This window comes from Erythrobacter sp. SDW2, assembly GCF_021431965.1.
In the GTDB taxonomy this organism is placed as follows: Bacteria; Pseudomonadota; Alphaproteobacteria; order Sphingomonadales; family Sphingomonadaceae; genus Parerythrobacter.
This window is the reverse complement of sequence record NZ_CP090370.1, coordinates 2128506-2145672: the sequence shown is the minus strand read 5'-3', so window position 1 is coordinate 2145672 and position 17167 is coordinate 2128506. Positions and strand designations below refer to the sequence as shown.

Here is a 17167-nt window from a genome sequence, read left to right as displayed (position 1 = left end):
ATGCACGCTTTCGCCAATCCCAAACGGTTCCTGTCGCTTGCCAGCTGGCTGACTCCGCTGCTGCTCGTGAGCGGTTTGTTGGTGACCGGCGGCGCGCTGTGGTGGGGGCTGACGCAGGTCTCACCCGACCGGCTGATGGGCGAGACTGTTCGCATCCTCTATCTGCATGTCCCGGCCGCATGGCTCGGCATGGGCGGCTGGACAGCGATTGCGATTTCGAGCCTTGTGTTCCTCGTCTGGCGCCATCCGCTCGCGGCCATTGCGGCGCGCGCGGCGGCAGTGCCCGGAATGGTCTTTACCGCCATCTGTCTTGCCACCGGATCGATCTGGGGGCGCCCGACCTGGGGCACCTGGTGGGTGTGGGACGGGCGGCTGACCAGCATGCTGGTGTTGCTGTTCCTCTACGCCGCCTACCTCGCGCTGGCGCAGGCGAGCGAGCGTGAAGGCGCATCGTCGCGCATCCCGGCCATCTTCGGGCTGGTAGGCGCGATCAACATCCCGATCATCAACCGCAGCGTGGTGTGGTGGAACTCGCTCCATCAGCCGCCATCGATCACCATGGGCAAGAGCGCCATCGCGCCTGAATTCCTGTGGCCCCTGCTAATCGCCACCATAGGCTTCTCCTTGATCTTCGGCGGTGTGGTGCTGGCACGGATGCGGGCGCTGCTGGCCGACATCCAGGCCGAAGCGCGGCTGCGCCGCAGAGCGATGGAGGCCGCATGATGCGTGAGGCACTGGATCAGTGGGACTTCGTGATCGCGGCCTATGCGCTGGGCATTGCTGGCACGCTGGCAACCGTAGTCTGGAGCTGGATCGCTATGAAGCGTGCCGAGGCGCGACGGGATAGGGTGAGAGGCAAATGAGCGGACTCAAGGCCAAGCACCAGCGGCTCGTGCTGGTCGTGATCGCGCTGATTGCGCTGCTCGGCGCAGGGCTGCTGGCGGCATGGGCGCTGCGCAACCAGGCGAACTATTTCTATACGCCGAGCCAGATTACCGTCGAGAAACCGGCACCCTCGCAGGCCGTACGGCTGGGCGGCATGGTGCAGCTGGGTTCCATCAAGACCCAGTCTGACGGGGTCACTGTGGCATTTGTGGTCGGGGATGGCGAGGCAACCGTGCCGGTGCGCTATTCCGGGATCCTGCCCGACCTATTCGTCGAGGGGTCTGGCGTGGTTGCAGAGGGCAAGTATCAGGCCAACGGCACATTTGTCGCCCACAACCTCCTCGCCAAGCATGACGAGAACTATGTCCCGCGCGAATTGCAGGACATGCAGGGGCACCAGACGCCAGCGACGCTCGAGGAAACCCCGGCCTCGTGATTGCAGAAACCGGTCTTGCCGCGCTCTGGATCGCTGCTGCGCTGAGCCTTGCCCAATTGCTGTGCGGTGCGCTGGCACTCCGCGAGGAAGGGGCAGAAGTCGGCCATCTGACCCGTCCGCTCGCCATGCTGCAGGGACTGATGCTCGCCATCGCCTTCGCTTGCCTGCTGTGGATATTCGCGACCACCGATCTGTCGGTCAAGCTGGTCGCCGCCAACTCCCATGCCGACAAGCCGCTGATCTACAAGCTCAGCGGGGCATGGGGAAACCACGAAGGCTCGATGCTGCTGTGGGTTACAGTGATGGCTCTGGCCGGTGCGGCGATTGCCTGGCTGGAGAAGCGCCTGCCTGAAAAGACCATGCAGGCAACGCTGGCGGCGCAGGGCTTCGTTGCGCTGGGCTTCTTTGCTTTCCTGCTTTTTGCCTCGAATCCGTTCGAGCGACTGCCGTCGCCGGCGCTGACCGGGGCGGGGCTCAACCCGTTGTTGCAAGACATCGGCTTGGCGTTCCATCCGCCGACGCTCTACATCGGCTATGTCGGGCTTTCGGTGGCCTTCAGCTTCGTGGTCGGCGCGCTGGTGACCAAACAGGTGACGCCCGACTTCGCCCGCGCGATGCGAGTGTGGGTGCTCGCCGCGTGGGTGTTCCTGACGATCGGCATTACGGCGGGATCCTACTGGGCCTATTACGAACTCGGCTGGGGTGGATACTGGTTCTGGGATCCGGTCGAGAACGCCTCGCTTATGCCATGGCTGGCGGCAACCGCGCTGCTGCATTCGGTGAGCGTGCTGGCCAATCGCGACGCATTGCGGACCTGGACGGTGATGCTTGGCGTCATCGCCTTCTCGATGAGCATGCTCGGCACCTTCCTTGTGCGCTCCGGCGTGTTGACGAGCGTCCACGCTTTCGCGGTCGATCCCGAGCGGGGCTTTTTCATACTTATCTTGCTGGCGATCTATATTGGTGGTTCGCTGACCCTGTTTGCGCTCCGTTCGGGCAGCATTGCCGAGGGCGAACGTTTCTCCATGGCGAGCCGCGAGAGTGCGCTGGTGTTCAACAATGTCATGCTCAGCGCGATCCTCGGTGTGGTGCTGCTCGGCACGCTGTATCCTTTGCTGACCGAGGCAATGGGTACGCGGGTTTCGGTCGGGCCACCATATTTCAATCCTGTCAGCGCGGTGTTCTTCGTTCCCCTGGTGCTGGTGCTGTGCGTCGGGCCACTGCTGCGCTGGCGGAAGGACTGTCTCGGCCGGGTGACAAGGCCTGTCGCGCTCACTGCTGCCGTTCTGGTTGCTGCGCTCGTCCTCGGCGGATTGCTGGGCGGGCATGGTGTCCTGCCGACCCTCGGTCTGGCACTGGCCGCTGCGCTGGCCGTGGCCAGCCTGCAGCCGCTGGTCGGGCGCAACCTGCGCCGGTTGCCGCTGCCGACCTGGGGCATGGTGCTGGCACATTTTGGCGTTGCTGTGTCCCTGTTCGGAATGGCGAGCGAGGCGGCTTTCACACGTGAAAAGCTTGCTGCGCTCAGCCCGGGAGAGAAGACTGTCGTCGGTGACTGGATCGTGACTCTCGACAGCGTCACGCCAACCGCGGGCCCTAACTGGACCGCGTTGGAGGCAAGTCTCTCGCTCAGCAATGGCGGCGCGGTGCATGTGCTCAAACCCCAGGCGCGGACCTTTACCGATCCGGTGCAGGATACGACCGAAGCTGCGCTGGAGACTCGCTGGAACGGCCAGCTTTACGCAGTGCTCGGCGATGCGACCGAGGATGGCCGCTGGCAGTTGCGGCTGTGGTGGAAGCCGTTTGTGACGATGATCTGGTATGGGGGGCTGCTGATCGCGCTTGGCGGGGTGCTGGCCATGCTTGGCCATGTCATCGGGCACCTGCGCAAACGCGAGGTTATGCGCCAGATTGCCATCCGCAGAGGACGGGAAGGTGTGGCATGAAGAAGCTGATGATCTGGGTGCCGCTGGCCCTGTTTCTTTTCTTCGTCGGGGTTGCTGCCTACCAGCTGACCCAGCCAAAGGATGAAAACGTTCGCAGCGCCATGATCGGCAAGCCGGTCCCGGCGTTCGAACTCGCCGATCCTGACGGCCAGATGGCCACCAACGCCATTTTCCGCGATGGCCAGCCCAAGCTGCTCAATGTCTGGGCCAGCTGGTGCGCGCCCTGCATCGCCGAGGCACCGCTCCTGGAAGTCCTGAAGGAACGCGGCGCCGACATCGTCGGCGTGGCGCTGAAGGACAAGCCGGAGAACATGGCGATCTTCCTCGAGCGTTACGGCAACCCTTACAGCCGGATCGTGCGCGATGACTATTCGCAGCTGCATGTCGCCATTGGCGCGGGCGGGGTGCCGGAAACCTTCGTGGTCGATGGGGAGGGTATTATCCGCTACCAGCATATCGGCCCGGTAATGGAGCGCGACGTCGAGACATTGCTTGCCGAGCTGGAGAAGGCGAAGTGATTCGCGCCTTGCTCATCGCGCTGGCATTGCTGGCAGCCCCAGCGCTGGCGCAGGACCAGATGCCGCAGGCGCCCTATGCCAATACCCAGCTGGAAGACCCGGCGCAGGAGGCCGAGGCACTGGAGCTGATGGCGACGTTGCGCTGCCTCACCTGCCAGTCGCAATCGATCCATGACAGCGACGCCGCCATCGCCGGCGACATGCGCCACCAGGTCCGCAGCCGCATCGCGGCGGGCGAGGACCCGGAGGCGATCCGCGCGTGGATGATCGAGCGCTATGGCGACTACATCAGCTACGAACCGGTAATGAACGCGCAGACATGGCCGCTGTTCGCGATTCCCGTCCTGCTGCTGCTCGCGGCGCTGGGGCTGTTCTGGCACAGGATGCGGCGGCAATGAGTGGCTGGTTCGGAGTAGCCTTTGTCGGGCTGGCGGCGCTCGGTGCAGGCATGTTGATGCTGCGCCAGCAGCGCAGCCTCTGGACCCTGCTCGCCGCAGTGGTCGTATTCGGCCTGGCTGGTTATGCCTGGCAGGGATCGCCCGGCTACCCCTCGGCACCTGCAAGGACCGCCGGCGACGAGCCTGAGGGCAATGTCGGGCTGGTCGATGGCCGGCGCGAATTCTTCTCGCCATCGAACGTGCCGAGCAAGTTCGTGATCTTTGCCGATGGCTTCGCGCGGCAGGGCGATTTTGGGCGTGCTGCGCGGCTGTTGCAGGGCACGGTGGCGAAGAACCCCGACGATGGCGAGGCATGGCTGGCGCTGGGGATTGCGTTGGTCGAGCATGCCGGGGGTCGTGTGACCAAGCCAGCCGAGTACGCGATGATCCAGGCGCGAGCCAAGCTGCCCGGCAATCCTGGCCCTGCCTTTTTCGAGGGGGTCAACGCGCTACGCAGCGGTGACCTGCCGCAGGCGCGGGCGCTGTGGGTCGAGGGGCTCCAGCAATCGAATGACGGCGCTGAGGGGCGCGAGTTCGTCGCGGAGCGCGTGCTGGGGCTGGACCGGCTGGTCGACGCAATGGCGGCGCAGCAGCAGCTGGGTCAGCAAGGGGGGCGACAGGCCGGAGCTTCGGCACCACCAGCGCCGCAAGAGTGATTTGTTGCATGCCCTTTGCACCCCTGCTAATCGCGCGCCTCGCAACTGGTGCGGGAGAAGCCAGCTGCGCCAAGCGCGCTGTGCACCGTCAGCCATAGGGTTGGAAACACCGGTATTATGAGCGAACCCTCGCCTCCTACAGAATTTGTCCCCGAAGCTGCCGGGCATCATCGCAAAAGCGGCACTGCCAAGCTGGCGCTCGGTGCGATCGGCGTGGTCTTCGGCGACATCGGCACCAGCCCGCTTTATGCATTCCGCGAAACCTTTGCCTCGCACGGCGACGTTCCCGGCATTCAGGTCGATCCGGTCCACATCCATGGCGTGCTGAGCCTGGTGTTCTGGTCGATGATGATGGTGGTGACGTTCAAATACGTGATGACCATCATGCGGGCCGACAACCGGGGTGAAGGGGGCAGCCTGGCGCTGCTCGCGCTGATCAACCGCCGCTCGCGCGGGGCGCAATGGACCGCGCCGCTGGTGCTGCTCGGCGTATTCGCCACCGCGCTGTTCTACGGCGATTCGATGATCACCCCGGCCATGTCGGTGCTGTCAGCGACAGAGGGCCTGCAATACGTCAGCCCGGGCATCAAACCCTATATCGTGCCGCTGGCGGTTGCGATCCTGTTCGCATTGTTCGCGCTGCAGTCGCGAGGAACGGAGAAGGTCGGACGACTGTTCGGTCCGATCATGCTGCTCTACTTCGCCACGCTGGCAGCGCTGGGCAGCATGTATATTGTCGAGATGCCTGGGATCATCCTCCAGACGCTTAACCCGCTCAACGCGCTGACATTCTTCATGACCGATGGCTTTCGCGCCTTCGTCGCCATGGGCAGCGTAGTGCTGGCCGTGACGGGCGCAGAGGCGCTTTATGCCGATATGGGCCACTTCGGGCGCAAGCCGATCGGGCTCAGCTGGATCGCGATCGTACTGCCTTGCCTGATGATCAATTACATGGGTCAGGGCGCCATGGTGCTGTCGCCGGAAACGGACGCTTACGCGCTGATCAAGGATCCGTTCTTCCTGATGATCCCCGATGCGGTGCGCATTCCGGTGGTGTTCCTGGCGCTGGCGGCGACGATCATTGCCAGCCAGGCAGTAATCTCGGGCGCGTTTTCGCTGACCCAGCAGGCGATCCAGCTGGGCTTCATCCCGCGCATGCGGATCAAGCACACCAGCGCCTCGACCGCCGGCCAGATCTATATCCCGGTCATCAACTGGGGCCTGATGGTGATGGTGATCGCACTGGTGCTGATGTTCCAGTCCTCGAGCAACCTCGCCGCCGCCTATGGTATCGCCGTCACCGGAGCGATGTTCATCGACACTATCCTGCTGGCGGCTGTGCTCATTTCGCTGTGGCGCTGGCCGCTGTGGAAGGCGTTGCCGCTGGTGGCTGTCTTCATCATCGTCGACATGGCCTATCTTGGTGCGAACCTGATCAAGGTGCCCGACGGTGGCTGGTTCCCTCTGGTGGTCGGCCTGGTGATCTTTACCCTGCTCACAACTTGGGCGCGCGGGCGCAAGCTGATGCGTGACCGGATGAGCGAGGTTGCGCTGCCGATCGAGATCTTCGCCAAATCCGCCAATAACAGCGCAGTACGTGTGCCCGGCACAGCGATCTTCATGGCGGCCAGCACGGCCGGCGTTCCTTCCGCCCTGCTGCACAACATCAAGCACAACAAGGTGCTGCACGAGCGGGTGGTGATCCTGACGGTCGATATCGCCGAAGAGCCCTATGTCGATCCGGCGAAGCGCTGCGAGATCTCTGAGGTCGGGCAGGGCATCTATCGCGCCGTGCTGCACTATGGCTTCATGGAGGAGACCAACGTGCCCGAAGGCCTCAAGCAGATGGAGGCTTGCGGCGGCAAGTTCGACATGATGCAGACCAGCTTCTTCCTCAGCCGCCAGACCCTGCTTCCCGGAGACAAGCCCGGAATGCCGGTCTGGCGCGAGAAGATTTTCGCCTGGATGCTGCGCAATGCGACAACGGCCATGGAGTTCTTCAACCTGCCGACCAACCGGGTGGTGGAGTTGGGGAGCCAGTTGAAGATTTAGCCCGCAGTCGGCGGCTCGTCCTTCACCACCTCGTCGGTGTCCTCGATCGCCAGTCCGTGCTTCAGCAGCATCGGGATCTGGGTGAAGGTGAACAGGAAAGTCAGCGGCAGGAACACCCACAGTTTGGCCGCCAGCCAATCGCCGAAGTCGAGGTACCAGCGCAGGAATTCGTTGAGGCCTGCCAGCGCGAAAAAGAACACGCCCCAGTTGCGGCTCAGCTTGAGCCAGCCTTCGTCGTTCAATCCTTCGAAGGCAGCGTCGAGCAAGATCTTGAGCAGCGACTTGCCGCGCATCCAGCCGATCAGCAGCGCGCCGCCCATAACGACATAGATGATCGTCGGCTTGATCTGGACGAAGGTCTCGTCACCGAAGAATACTGTCAGCGCGCCAAATCCGACGATGAGGGCAGTGGAAAACCACAGCATCGGCGAGACCTTGCCGAGCTTGAACTTCGAGAACAGCAGCGCGATCACGGAGGCGACCATGAAGGCCAGCGTGCTCTTGATGATCGCTGTCACTTCGCCGATCGCATCGCTCTCGGCGGGCGAGAAGTATCTGTAGGCGAGGAAGAACACCAGCAGCGGGCCATAGTCGACCGCGACATTGAGCCAGCCTGACGGTCTGGGTTTCTCCGAGGATTTCGCCGTGTCTGTTGCTTCGCTCATATTCTCTCAAACCGTCGTTGCGAGCGGCGCAGCCGCGCGGCAATCCATGGACCAGTGGTGTCGGTGAGCGCGGCACCATGGATTGCCGCGTCGCCTTCGGCTCCTCGCAATGACGAGGAGGATGCCGGTGACTAAGCTATCCCCGCAATTACCTTGGCGACAAGGTCCGGATCGAATGGACGCAAATCGTCGATCTTCTCGCCGACTCCAATGGCATGGATCGGCAGACCGTACTGCTCGGCCGCTGCGACCAGCACGCCGCCGCGCGCGGTGCCATCGAGCTTGGTCATGATCAGTCCGGTAACCCCGGCTACTTCCTTGAACACGTCGATCTGGCTCAGCGCGTTCTGGCCATTGGTCGCATCGAGCACCAGGATTACATCATGCGGCGCCTCCGGGTTGAGACGGCCGAGGACTTTGCGGATCTTGGCTAGCTCGTCCATCAGCTCGCGCTTGTTCTGCAGGCGTCCGGCCGTGTCGACGATCAGCGCATCGGTGCCGCGATCGGTCCCGGCCTTTACTCCGTCGAAGACGATGCTGGCCGGGTCGCCGCCCTGCGGGCCCTTGACGATCGGCACGCCGAGCCGGTCGGCCCAGGTCGCGAGCTGGGCGATGGCGGCGGCGCGGAAGGTGTCTCCGGCTGCCAGCATCACAGCATAGTCGTCTTCCTTCAGCCAGTGCGCCAGCTTGGCGATGGTGGTGGTCTTGCCGCTGCCATTGACCCCGATGACCAGGATCACTTGCGGGCGAGGGAAGGCGGTGATCTCGAGCGGTTTCGCCACGGGCCGCAGAATGGCAGCGATCTCGTCAGCCACCGCTTCCTTGAGCTCGCGCTCGCTGATTTGCAGGCCGAACCGCTTTTCCATCAGCTTGGTGCGGATGCGGGCAGCAGCTGCGGGGCCGAGGTCCGACATGATCAGCGCGTCTTCGACATGGTCGAGCGTGGCATCGTCGAGCCGCGCCGTGCGCATGGTGGTTGCGACTTTGGCGACCATCGAAGGTCGGGGGTCGGGCGTTTGCGCCGGGAGCGGAGCCGGGGTTGGAGCGGGAGCCGGTGCCGGTGGAGCGGCAGCCTGTTCGGGCTCGGCGGCGGGTTCGGGCTGCTGGTCAGGTTCGGGTGCGAGTTCTTCTACGGGCACCGGCTCGGCAGAGCTGACCGCAACGGCAAGGTTTTCGCTCAGCCGCTCGGAAGTCTTGCGGAAGCCGCCGAACAGGCGCTCTGTCCAGCTCATATCAACAGGCCCTTGTCGAGTTGGGAGGGAGTAACGGTCACAATGCTTCCAGTTGGCGTGCCCGCAGGTGCAGCGACACGGGCGTAGCTTTCCGAATAGCCGCAACCATCGGCTTCGGCGAGGATCACCTGCGGTTTGCCCACCTGTTGTTCGAGCCAACGCTGGCGCATCCGGGCGACACAGGCTCGCAAGTCAGCGGCGCGGGCGCGGATTGCCCTCCCATCGACCTGCGGCATGCGCGCGGCAGGCGTGCCGGGGCGGGGCGAATAGGGGAAGATGTGGCCGTGAACGATCTCGAGTTCCTCGATTATGGAGAGGTTTGCGGTATGGTGCACATGGGTCTCGGTCGGGAAACCGGCGATGAGGTCCCCGCCGATAGCGATTTCGGGCCGGGCTTCCTTCAGGCGGCTGACCAGCTCCACCGCATCGGCGCGGCTATGGCGACGCTTCATGCGCTTGAGGATCAGGTCGTGCCCGTGCTGCAGCGAGAGGTGGATATGCGGCATCACGCGCGGGTGGTGGGCGAACAGCTCGAACAGGTCGCCATCAACCTCGATCCCGTCGAGCGAGGACATCCGCAGGCGGGCGAGTTGGGGGAAGGTATCGAGCACCTGCCGGACGAGCTCGCCAAGCTTTGGCAACGCCGCCAAGTCATGGCCCCAGCTGGTCACATCGACGCCGGTCAGGACCACCTCCTTAGCGCCGAGGTCCAGATGCCGTTCGACCTCGTGCAGGACCTGCGCCACCGTGAGCGAGCGGCTGTCACCGCGGCCTTGCGGGATGACGCAGAAGGTGCAGGCATGGTCGCAGCCGTTCTGCACCGCGATGAAAGCACGGGTGTGTTTCTCGCTGCGCACCGGCAGCGGCTGTGCCGGCACATTCCAGGCGCGCGGATCGAGCTTGGCGGTGTTGGCAATGAGGCCGTCAACCTCAGGCATGGCGGCGAGGGCCTCGCGCTCGATCTCGGCCGCACAGCCCGTGACCAGCAGGCGTGCGTCGGGCCGGGCGCGGCGAGCCTGGCGAATCGCCTGCCGTGTCTGGCGCACAGCCGCGCTGGTGACGGCACAGCTGTTGACCACCACCACATCGCTCTCGTTCGCCAGTAACGTACGAATCTGCTCGCTTTCCGCGATGTTCAGTCGGCAGCCGAGCGAAATCACTTCCGCCTTCACGCGTAGTCGCCCCAGTCGAAGCTGCCGCGGAAGCTTTCGGTCGCAGGACCGGTCATGATGATCCGCCCATTCGCGTCCCATTCGATGGTCAGCGTGCCGCCGGGCAGGGTGACCGCCACCTTGCGCCCAGTCAGGCGGCGGCGCATTGCGGCGATGGCAGTGGCACAGGCACCGGTACCGCAGGCACGGGTCAGGCCGACCCCGCGTTCCCAGACGTCGAGCTTGATCGAATCCTTGCCGGTAATGCTGGCGACGTTGACGTTGATTCGGTCCGGGAACAACGGGTCGGTCTCGATCCCCGGACCCATCATGTCGAGCGGGACGGCGTCGGCATCGGGCACGAAGAACACCACATGCGGGTTGCCGACATTGACCGCCGCCGGGTTCTCCAGCTCGCCCCACGCCACCGGCATGCTCAGCGTGTCCATGGCATAGGCGAGAGGGATGGCCTCCCATTCGAAGCGGGGGATGCCCATATCGACCCTCGCGCCGCCATCGGTCGGTTCGACTTCGATTAATCCGCCGGAGGTCTCGACCTTCGCAGCACTGCCGTGCAGCAGCGCGACAGCGCGACTGGCGTTGCCGCAAGCCTCCACTTCGCCGCCGTCGGCATTGAAAATGCGCATGCGGAAGTCAGCGACATCGGACGGCTCGAGCACGATCAGCTGGTCACAGCCGATCCCGGTGGTGCGATTGGCCAGCGCGCGCGCAATCCCTTCCGACATTGGCGGAAGCGGCTTCTCTCGGGCGTCGAGCATGATGAAATCATTGCCCAGGCCGTGCATCTTGGTGAAGGGGACGCGCATCCCTGCGCATCTATGGACCCGCTGCCGCAAGGTAAAGGGGCCGCGGATGCGAAGTTAGGCGGTCTTGCGCGCCTCTTCGGCTACCGCATTGCCCCTGGCAGCGTCGTCGGTCGTATCCGGACGAGCGACCAGCAGGCCTTCGCGCTCAAGCCGCTTGCGCACGTCGGCGGCGCATTCGGGGCGGCCATAGTGATAGCCCTGGCCCTTCATTTCACCCATGGTCTTTAGCGTTTCGAGGATGGTGCTGTCTTCGATTCCTTCGGCGGTGATGGGCATGTCGAGCCCCGCCCCCAACGCGATGATCGCAGCGACGATCTGGGAATTGGCGTCTTCTTCCTTGAGCTCACTTACGAAGCTGCGGTCGATCTTGATCCGGTCGAACGGTAGCGAACGCAGCTGGGCGAGCGAGGAATAGCCGGTGCCGAAATCGTCGAGGCTGATCTTCACGCCCTGGTTCTTGAGGCTGGTGATCATCGAGCGGACGACGCCGACATTCTCGTGCAGGCAGCTCTCGGTGATTTCGATATCGAGCCGCTGCGGCGGGAAATTGCATTCTAGCAGCAGCTTGAGGATCTTCTGCGAGAACCACGGATCGCGCAGCTGGACCGGCGAGATGTTGACCGAGATGGTCAGCGACGGGTGCCATTCCTTGGCGTCGCTGAAAGCTTGCCGCATGAGACTTTCCGACAGCTCGCCGATGACGCCGATTTCTTCGGCCACAGGGATGAATATCTCCGGGCTGACCATGCCCAGCCGCGGCGAATTCCACCGTGCCAGCATTTCGAAACCCATCAGGCGGCCGGTGTTGATATCCACCTGCTGTTCGTAATGAGGCACGAACTCGTTCTTCCCGATGCCGAGGCGGATGCCGGTTTCGAGCTGGTTGCGGAAACGCAGCTCGTTTTCCATGGTTTCTTCGAACCAGTAATAGCGGTTCTTGCCCTGGCGCTTGGCGTGGTACATCGCGATGTCGGCCTGGTGCATCAGCATCTGGGCATCGACTTCGCTGCGTTCGCCGTGGCGGCCGGAAAGACCGGAGGACACGCCGATCGACAAGGTAATTTCGATCTGTTGCCCCTGGATCGTCATGGGGGCCGCGACGCTGTCGATCAGGCGGGAAACGAACTGCTCGACATGGTCGGGCGAGTTCCGTTCATAGGGATAGACCACCGCGAATTCATCGCCGCCCAAGCGAGCCAGCAGGGCATCGCGCGGCAACAGCGCGCTCATCCGCTCTGCCGCCCGGACCAGCACCTCGTCGCCAGCCTGATGTCCGTTGAGGTCATTGACCTGCTTGAAATTGTCGAGGTCGACCATGATGAAGGCAATGGCCTTGCTCTCGCGCTGGGTGCGGGCGATAGCGCGGTCAGTCTCATGGGTTGCGCTGCGGCGGTTGTGGCAACCGGTCAACGGATCGATTTCTGCCAGCTGGCGGGCACGTTCTTCGGCTTCGCGGCGGGTATCGATCTCGGCGCGCAGTTCGCGATAGCGGCGCCAGCCGAAGATGATGAGGGCAATGTTCAGCAGCAGGGCATTGTTGAGCACCATGTCGGGCCCGTTGGCGGTCCCGGTGGTCCACTGGCGGATGATCTGTGGCAGCACCGCGCTGCCGGTACCGACGAACATAATGATCGCAGCAATGGCGATCCCCAAAGCCACGACATCGCGACGGGTATTTTCCAGCCCGTCTTTCTTCTTGCCACGCAGTTCGACCATGAGCCCCCGGCTGTCTGCTTCCCCGTCGCGGGGGAAAGTGCATGCTGCTTATGACCAGTCCGGTTGAAAATTGGGTAAATTGCCTGTTTACCGCGCGAAAACCCTGTTTGACCCTGCCTGCGGTGGGGTGCCAAATCCCCGGGAAGCAAGGAGAAAGCCCATCATGGCGCGTTACTGGCTGATGAAATCGGAACCATTCAAGTACAGCTGGGACGATCTTGTGGCCGAGCAGGAAGGCACTTGGGACGGCGTCCGCAACTACCGTGCGCGCAACAACCTCGCGGCGATGGAGGTGGGTGACAAGTGCTTCTTCTACCACTCGCGCGAAGGGCTGGAGATCGTCGGCATCTGCGAAGTCAGCGTGGCGGGCATCATGGACCCGACCGACCCAGAGCAGAAGTGGAACGCGGTCAAAGTGAAGCCCGTTCGCAAGCTCAAGCAGCCTGTTACGCTCAAGCAGATCAAAGCCGAGCCGCGCCTCGCCGACATCGAACTGATCAAGCTTTCGCGCCTGTCGGTCGCCGAGATCCGGCCGGAGGAGTGGAGGATCATCCTCGAGATGGCCGGAGAATAAAACGTTGAGGCTAGCGGTTGCGCAACCCGCTTACGGTCGCACCGCTTGCGGCAAGTTGTTCGACATCGATCAGACAATGGATTAGGCGGAGCCCCTTGGTGGCCTTTGCCTCGACCAGCGCCACCTTGAACTGCTCGGTTGTCTCCGCTCGCGCTGACCAGCCGCCATAAGCCTTGGCCAAGGCCGCAAAATCCGGATTCTTGAGCTCGGTGGCCGATATGCGGGCCGGAAACTCGCGCTCCTGGTGCATGCGGATGGTGCCGTAGGCGCCGTTGTCGACCACGATGACCAGCAGGTCGACGCCGAACTGGACGGCGGTCGCCAGCTCCTGCCCGTTCATCATGAAATCACCGTCGCCAGCAACCGCGACAACGGTGCGATCCGGGAAGCGCCGCGCGGCGGCGATGGCTGCGGGCACGCCATAACCCATAGCGCCGCAGGTCGGAGCGAGCTGCGTCGGATAGCCGTCATATTGCCAATAGCGATGCCACCAGCCGCCGAAATTGCCCGCGCCGTTGCAGATCATCGTATCGGGCGGCAGGGTCTCGCGCATGAAGGCGACGCAACTGGCGAGATCGAGCGGCCAGTCCGCCGGCTTGGCCTTCGACCATGCGAGCCATTCGGCATGCGCCTCTGCCCCGGCATCGAAGGGGATTACCGCACTGTCTTCCCACAGGTCGGCCGCCTCCGAAAATTCGGCCATGTCGGCGCAGATCGCGAGGTCGGTCCGATACACCCGGCCGAGTTCGTTCGGATCGGGGTGGATATGGATCAGTTGCTGTTCGGGATGGTCAGGGGTGACGATGGTGTAGCCATCGGTGGTCGCTTCACCCAGCCGTGCACCGACTGCTAGAATCAGGTCGGCTTGCTTGATCCGTTCGACCAGCTTCGGATTGGGCCCGTAGCCGAGGTTCCCGGCATAGACCGGCGAGCGCGGTGAAATGGCATCCTGACGGCGGAAAGCCGTCGCGACCGGCAGCCCGATCCGCTCGGCGAAGCTCTGGAAGTGATCGCGAGCCTTGGCATTCCATCCCGCTCCGCCGATGATGGCTACAGGCGACGCCGCATCGCCGATCATTGCCAGCATGGCCTGCATCGCGTCGGGACAGGGCGGCTGGGCCGGGCGCACGACCTGGGGGCGCGGCTTGGCCTCGGTTGCGTCCGATAGCATGTCTTCCGGTAACGCCAGGACCACCGGGCCGGGTCGCCCTGACATTGCCACCGACCACGCCCTAGCGACGTATTCCGGGATCCGTTCGGCATTGTCGATCTTGGCTGCCCATTTGGCGATGGGGCCGAAGAAGGCCGGGAAATCGACCTCCTGGAACCCCTCGCGGTCCTTCATGTCGCGCGCCACGTCGCCGACGAACAGGACCATCGGCTGCGAATCCTGCAAAGCGACGTGAACGCCGATGGTGGCGTTCGTTGCGCCTGGTCCGCGGGTGACGAAGCCCACGCCGGGCCGTCCGGTCATTGCCCCGTCTGCGCAGGCCATGAAGCTTACCCCGCCTTCCTGGCGGCAAGTGATGACATCGATATCGGCCTGCCCGTGCAGGCCATCCAGCACTTGCAGGAAGCTTTCGCCCGGTACGGTGAAGATGCGGTCACAGCCTTGTTCGACAAGACATTCGACCAGCAGGCGGGCGGCATCTGGGGTTCGCGATTGGCTCATATGTGCGCCTCTAGCGCCCCTGCCAAGGCCCGACAACGGGGTGAGTTTTCCACCCCCCTCGTGATGAACGGACAGCCTTAACGTCCCGCGATGTTACACATTGAAATACAGGGGAGCGAATTGGTTACCAATTCGTTAACATCCCACCATGAGCACAATAACAATTGCCAAGTCGCGTCGCCGGTCGCTCGTCCTCACCGATGAGGGCGCTCGCCATCCCTTCCTTGTCTCGCTGCCGCCGCATGTCCGCAGCGAAGCTCCGGACAAGCCGCTGCGCGCGGCATGGGTCGTGACGCGCGAAGACATCCGCGGCTTTGCCAGCGCATACTTCGCGAGCCTTGCGGCGGCGCTCGTCTTCTTGCTCTGATCAGGCCGGGTCACTCAATTCGGCCTTGTGCAACAAGCCGCCGAGCCATGCCGAGACCAGGCACATGCTGCCGGTGAAGAGCAGTTGCTCGGTCACCGGCACACCTGCCACGCTCATCCCCATCACGATCAATGATCCCAGCACCATTGCGCCCGAATTGACGATGTTGTTTGCGGCGATAGTGCGCGACGTCTTGTCGGGTGCCACTCGCGTCGTGAGGAAGGCATAAAGCGGTACCACGAACATGCCCCCGGAGATGGCGATTCCCAGCAGGCACAGCAGCAGCACATTGGCCATCGGCCAAGCGATGAACTCGCGGACGGTGAGCAGATCGGTTGGAGCGTCCGTCTGCCAGATCTTGCAAAGCACATAGAAGATGACAACGAACAGTCCCATCACGATCACGGAGGCCGGCGAATAGCGGGCCGAGACAACCCCCTTGAGCAGCCGGTTGACAACCACTGAACCGATCGCGACCCCGACCGAGAACACAACCAGGAAGAGGCTGGCGACCTCCTTGCTGGCGACGATGACGTTCTTGGCCAGCGGGAAGAACTGAACAAACAGCACTGTGCCGATCGACCAGAAGAAGCTGATCGACAGGATGGCAAGCCAGACCTGGCGAATTTTCATGGTCTCTCGCACTAACTTCACCGAGGCGCGCAGTATGTGCCAGTCGAGCGGCTCGACCTCTCCTTGCGGAGGGGCGGGAGGAACGGTCAGGCTGGTGAGCCAACCGATGATTGCCGTGAGGACGATCCCAACCGCTGCCGCTTCGACCGAGATCCACCCGGCGATGATCGTCCCGGCGAGGATGGCGATATAAGTCCCGGCTTCGACCCAACCGGTCCCCGCCAATACGGATTCGCGCGGCAAATGTTGGGGCAGGATGGCGTATTTGATCGGGCCGAAGAAGGTCGAATGGACTCCCATGGCGAACAGCGCCACCAGCAAGAGCGGAATGGCGAAGCTGTGCACTGCGATGCCTTCCCACGCCATGACCAGCCCGGCTGAGCCGACAACCATGATCAGGATTTCGCAGAACTTTATGATGCGTATGATCTTGGCCTTGTCGCGCATGTCGGCCAGTTGCCCGGCGAGCGCGGAAAGGATGAAGAAGGGCAGGATGAACACGCCCGAAGCGATCCCGCTAAACGCGCCCTCGGCCGCTTCCGAATTGTAGATGCTGTAGACAACAAACAGCACCATCGCGTTCTTGTAGAGGTTGTCGTTGAAAGCATTGAGCAGTTGCGTGACGAACAGCGGCAGGAACTTGCGGCTGCGCAACAGGTCGAGCGATGTCATGGATTCCCCTGGGCGGCGCGGGCAAGCCGCAGCTCGCCTTTCTCTAGAGCGACAATTTGGCGAGGGATAGTCACTTGCTGGCGCTTTTTCCGCGAAGCCGCGTGCGCTAGGGATGCGGGCGATGCTGACCTTGCCTAACATCCTCACCCTGTCGCGTATCTTGGCGGTGCCGCTGCTTGCGTTCTTCCTGTGGTGGCCGGACTGGCGGCTGGGTTACGCGATCGGCTTCGTGCTCTACAGCTTGATCGGGATCACCGACTATCTCGACGGGTATCTGGCTCGGGCGCAGGGGACCGTGTCCAAGCTGGGCCAGTTCCTCGATCCGATTGCGGACAAGATCATGGTCGCTTCGGTCATCCTGGTGCTGACCGCGCAAGGCTTCCTGCGCGGGCCCTATGTTGGCGACCTTCATGTGATTGCCGGGCTGATCATTCTGATCCGCGAGATAGCGGTCTCGGGCCTGCGCGAATTCCTCGGTCCGCTGAAGGTTTCGGTGCCTGTGTCGAAGCTCGCCAAGTGGAAGACGACCTTCCAGTTGCTTAGCCTGGGCGCGCTGATCCTAGGAGGGGCGGTGCACGGGGTGCCGTGTCACTCGGTCGCAGCCGATTGCGGCACGCTGGCGGACCAGTGGATCCACCTCGTCGGGCTGGCGAGCCTGTGGGGCGCGGCCGTCCTGACAGTCATCACCGGCTGGGATTACCTGCGCGTCGGCCTCAAGCACATGGACTGAC

General features: G+C 63.3%; 18 protein-coding genes. 11 read left to right on the top strand and 7 right to left on the bottom strand.

Annotation, left to right across the window (positions count from 1 at the left end):
* From ccmC to LY632_RS10370, 8 genes are all read left to right on the top strand, one after another.
* Positions 1-723: a heme ABC transporter permease CcmC gene (ccmC, locus tag LY632_RS10405; protein ID WP_234091068.1), complete on the top strand. Its 723-nt coding sequence runs from the start codon at positions 1-3 to the stop codon at positions 721-723.
* Positions 720-863: a hypothetical protein gene (locus LY632_RS10400; protein ID WP_234093329.1), complete on the top strand. Its 144-nt coding sequence runs from the start codon at positions 720-722 to the stop codon at positions 861-863. Before ccmC ends, LY632_RS10400 begins: the two co-directional genes overlap by 4 nt.
* Entirely contained in the window at positions 860-1321 is a 462-nt protein-coding gene (gene ccmE / locus LY632_RS10395) for a cytochrome c maturation protein CcmE (RefSeq protein ID WP_234091067.1), read from the top strand. Before LY632_RS10400 ends, ccmE begins: the two co-directional genes overlap by 4 nt.
* The gene (locus LY632_RS10390) at positions 1318-3264 is read left to right on the top strand and encodes a heme lyase CcmF/NrfE family subunit (protein WP_234091066.1); all 1947 of its coding nucleotides are present in this window, start codon (positions 1318-1320) and stop codon (positions 3262-3264) included. Before ccmE ends, LY632_RS10390 begins: the two co-directional genes overlap by 4 nt.
* Positions 3261-3782: a DsbE family thiol:disulfide interchange protein gene (locus LY632_RS10385; RefSeq protein ID WP_234091065.1), complete on the top strand. Its 522-nt coding sequence runs from the start codon at positions 3261-3263 to the stop codon at positions 3780-3782. Before LY632_RS10390 ends, LY632_RS10385 begins: the two co-directional genes overlap by 4 nt.
* Positions 3779-4180, top strand: a complete 402-nt coding sequence (locus tag LY632_RS10380) for a cytochrome c-type biogenesis protein (RefSeq protein ID WP_234091064.1) — start codon at positions 3779-3781, stop codon at positions 4178-4180. Before LY632_RS10385 ends, LY632_RS10380 begins: the two co-directional genes overlap by 4 nt.
* Positions 4177-4875 (top strand): cytochrome C biogenesis protein, encoded by a 699-nt coding sequence (locus LY632_RS10375; RefSeq protein ID WP_234091063.1) that lies wholly within the window; start codon positions 4177-4179, stop codon positions 4873-4875. The genes LY632_RS10380 and LY632_RS10375 overlap by 4 nt, the downstream gene beginning before the upstream one ends.
* A 117-nt stretch (positions 4876-4992) precedes the next feature.
* Positions 4993-6927: a potassium transporter Kup gene (locus LY632_RS10370; RefSeq protein ID WP_234091062.1), complete on the top strand. Its 1935-nt coding sequence runs from the start codon at positions 4993-4995 to the stop codon at positions 6925-6927.
* Here LY632_RS10370 and LY632_RS10365 read toward each other — a convergent pair.
* The 5 genes from LY632_RS10365 to LY632_RS10345 all read right to left on the bottom strand — a co-directional run bounded on the left by LY632_RS10365 (position 6924) and on the right by LY632_RS10345 (position 12518).
* On the bottom strand, positions 6924-7592 hold the full coding sequence (locus LY632_RS10365; RefSeq protein WP_234091061.1) for an inner membrane-spanning protein YciB: 669 nt from the start codon (positions 7590-7592) through the stop codon (positions 6924-6926). The two genes, LY632_RS10370 and LY632_RS10365, sit on opposite strands and share 4 nt — an antisense overlap.
* 131 nt (positions 7593-7723) lie before the next feature.
* Complete coding sequence (ftsY, locus tag LY632_RS10360) at positions 7724-8824, bottom strand: signal recognition particle-docking protein FtsY (RefSeq protein WP_370636498.1); 1101 nt, start codon at positions 8822-8824, stop codon at positions 7724-7726.
* Positions 8821-9996, bottom strand: coding sequence for a MiaB/RimO family radical SAM methylthiotransferase (locus LY632_RS10355; protein WP_234091060.1), 1176 nt, complete (start codon positions 9994-9996; stop codon positions 8821-8823). Before LY632_RS10355 ends, ftsY begins: the two co-directional genes overlap by 4 nt.
* Complete coding sequence (gene dapF / locus LY632_RS10350) at positions 9993-10802, bottom strand: diaminopimelate epimerase (RefSeq protein WP_234091059.1); 810 nt, start codon at positions 10800-10802, stop codon at positions 9993-9995. Before dapF ends, LY632_RS10355 begins: the two co-directional genes overlap by 4 nt.
* A gap of 54 nt (positions 10803-10856) precedes the next feature.
* Positions 10857-12518, bottom strand: coding sequence for a bifunctional diguanylate cyclase/phosphodiesterase (locus tag LY632_RS10345; RefSeq protein WP_234091058.1), 1662 nt, complete (start codon positions 12516-12518; stop codon positions 10857-10859).
* A gap of 163 nt (positions 12519-12681) precedes the next feature.
* Here LY632_RS10345 and LY632_RS10340 point away from each other — a divergent pair, with 163 nt between their 5' ends.
* Positions 12682-13092 (top strand): EVE domain-containing protein, encoded by a 411-nt coding sequence (locus LY632_RS10340; RefSeq protein ID WP_234091057.1) that lies wholly within the window; start codon positions 12682-12684, stop codon positions 13090-13092.
* A 10-nt stretch (positions 13093-13102) separates the two neighbouring features.
* On the opposite strand, the gene LY632_RS10335 is transcribed toward LY632_RS10340, so the two are convergent.
* Positions 13103-14764, bottom strand: coding sequence for a thiamine pyrophosphate-binding protein (locus tag LY632_RS10335; RefSeq protein ID WP_234091056.1), 1662 nt, complete (start codon positions 14762-14764; stop codon positions 13103-13105).
* Positions 14765-14912: 148 nt separating this feature from the next.
* On the opposite strand from LY632_RS10335, the gene LY632_RS10330 reads away from it, so the two are divergent.
* Complete coding sequence (locus LY632_RS10330; protein ID WP_234091055.1) at positions 14913-15131, top strand: hypothetical protein; 219 nt, start codon at positions 14913-14915, stop codon at positions 15129-15131.
* On the opposite strand, the gene LY632_RS10325 is transcribed toward LY632_RS10330, so the two are convergent.
* Positions 15132-16436 carry an MFS transporter gene (locus LY632_RS10325; protein ID WP_234091054.1) on the bottom strand — a complete coding sequence of 435 codons (1305 nt, stop codon included), beginning with the start codon at positions 16434-16436 and terminating at the stop codon, positions 15132-15134.
* 121 nt (positions 16437-16557) lie between these two features.
* On the opposite strand from LY632_RS10325, the gene pgsA reads away from it, so the two are divergent.
* A complete protein-coding gene (gene pgsA, locus LY632_RS10320) occupies positions 16558-17166 on the top strand; it encodes a CDP-diacylglycerol--glycerol-3-phosphate 3-phosphatidyltransferase (protein ID WP_234091053.1) in 609 nt (202 codons plus the stop codon).
* The last annotated feature ends 1 nt before the right edge of the window (position 17167 follow it).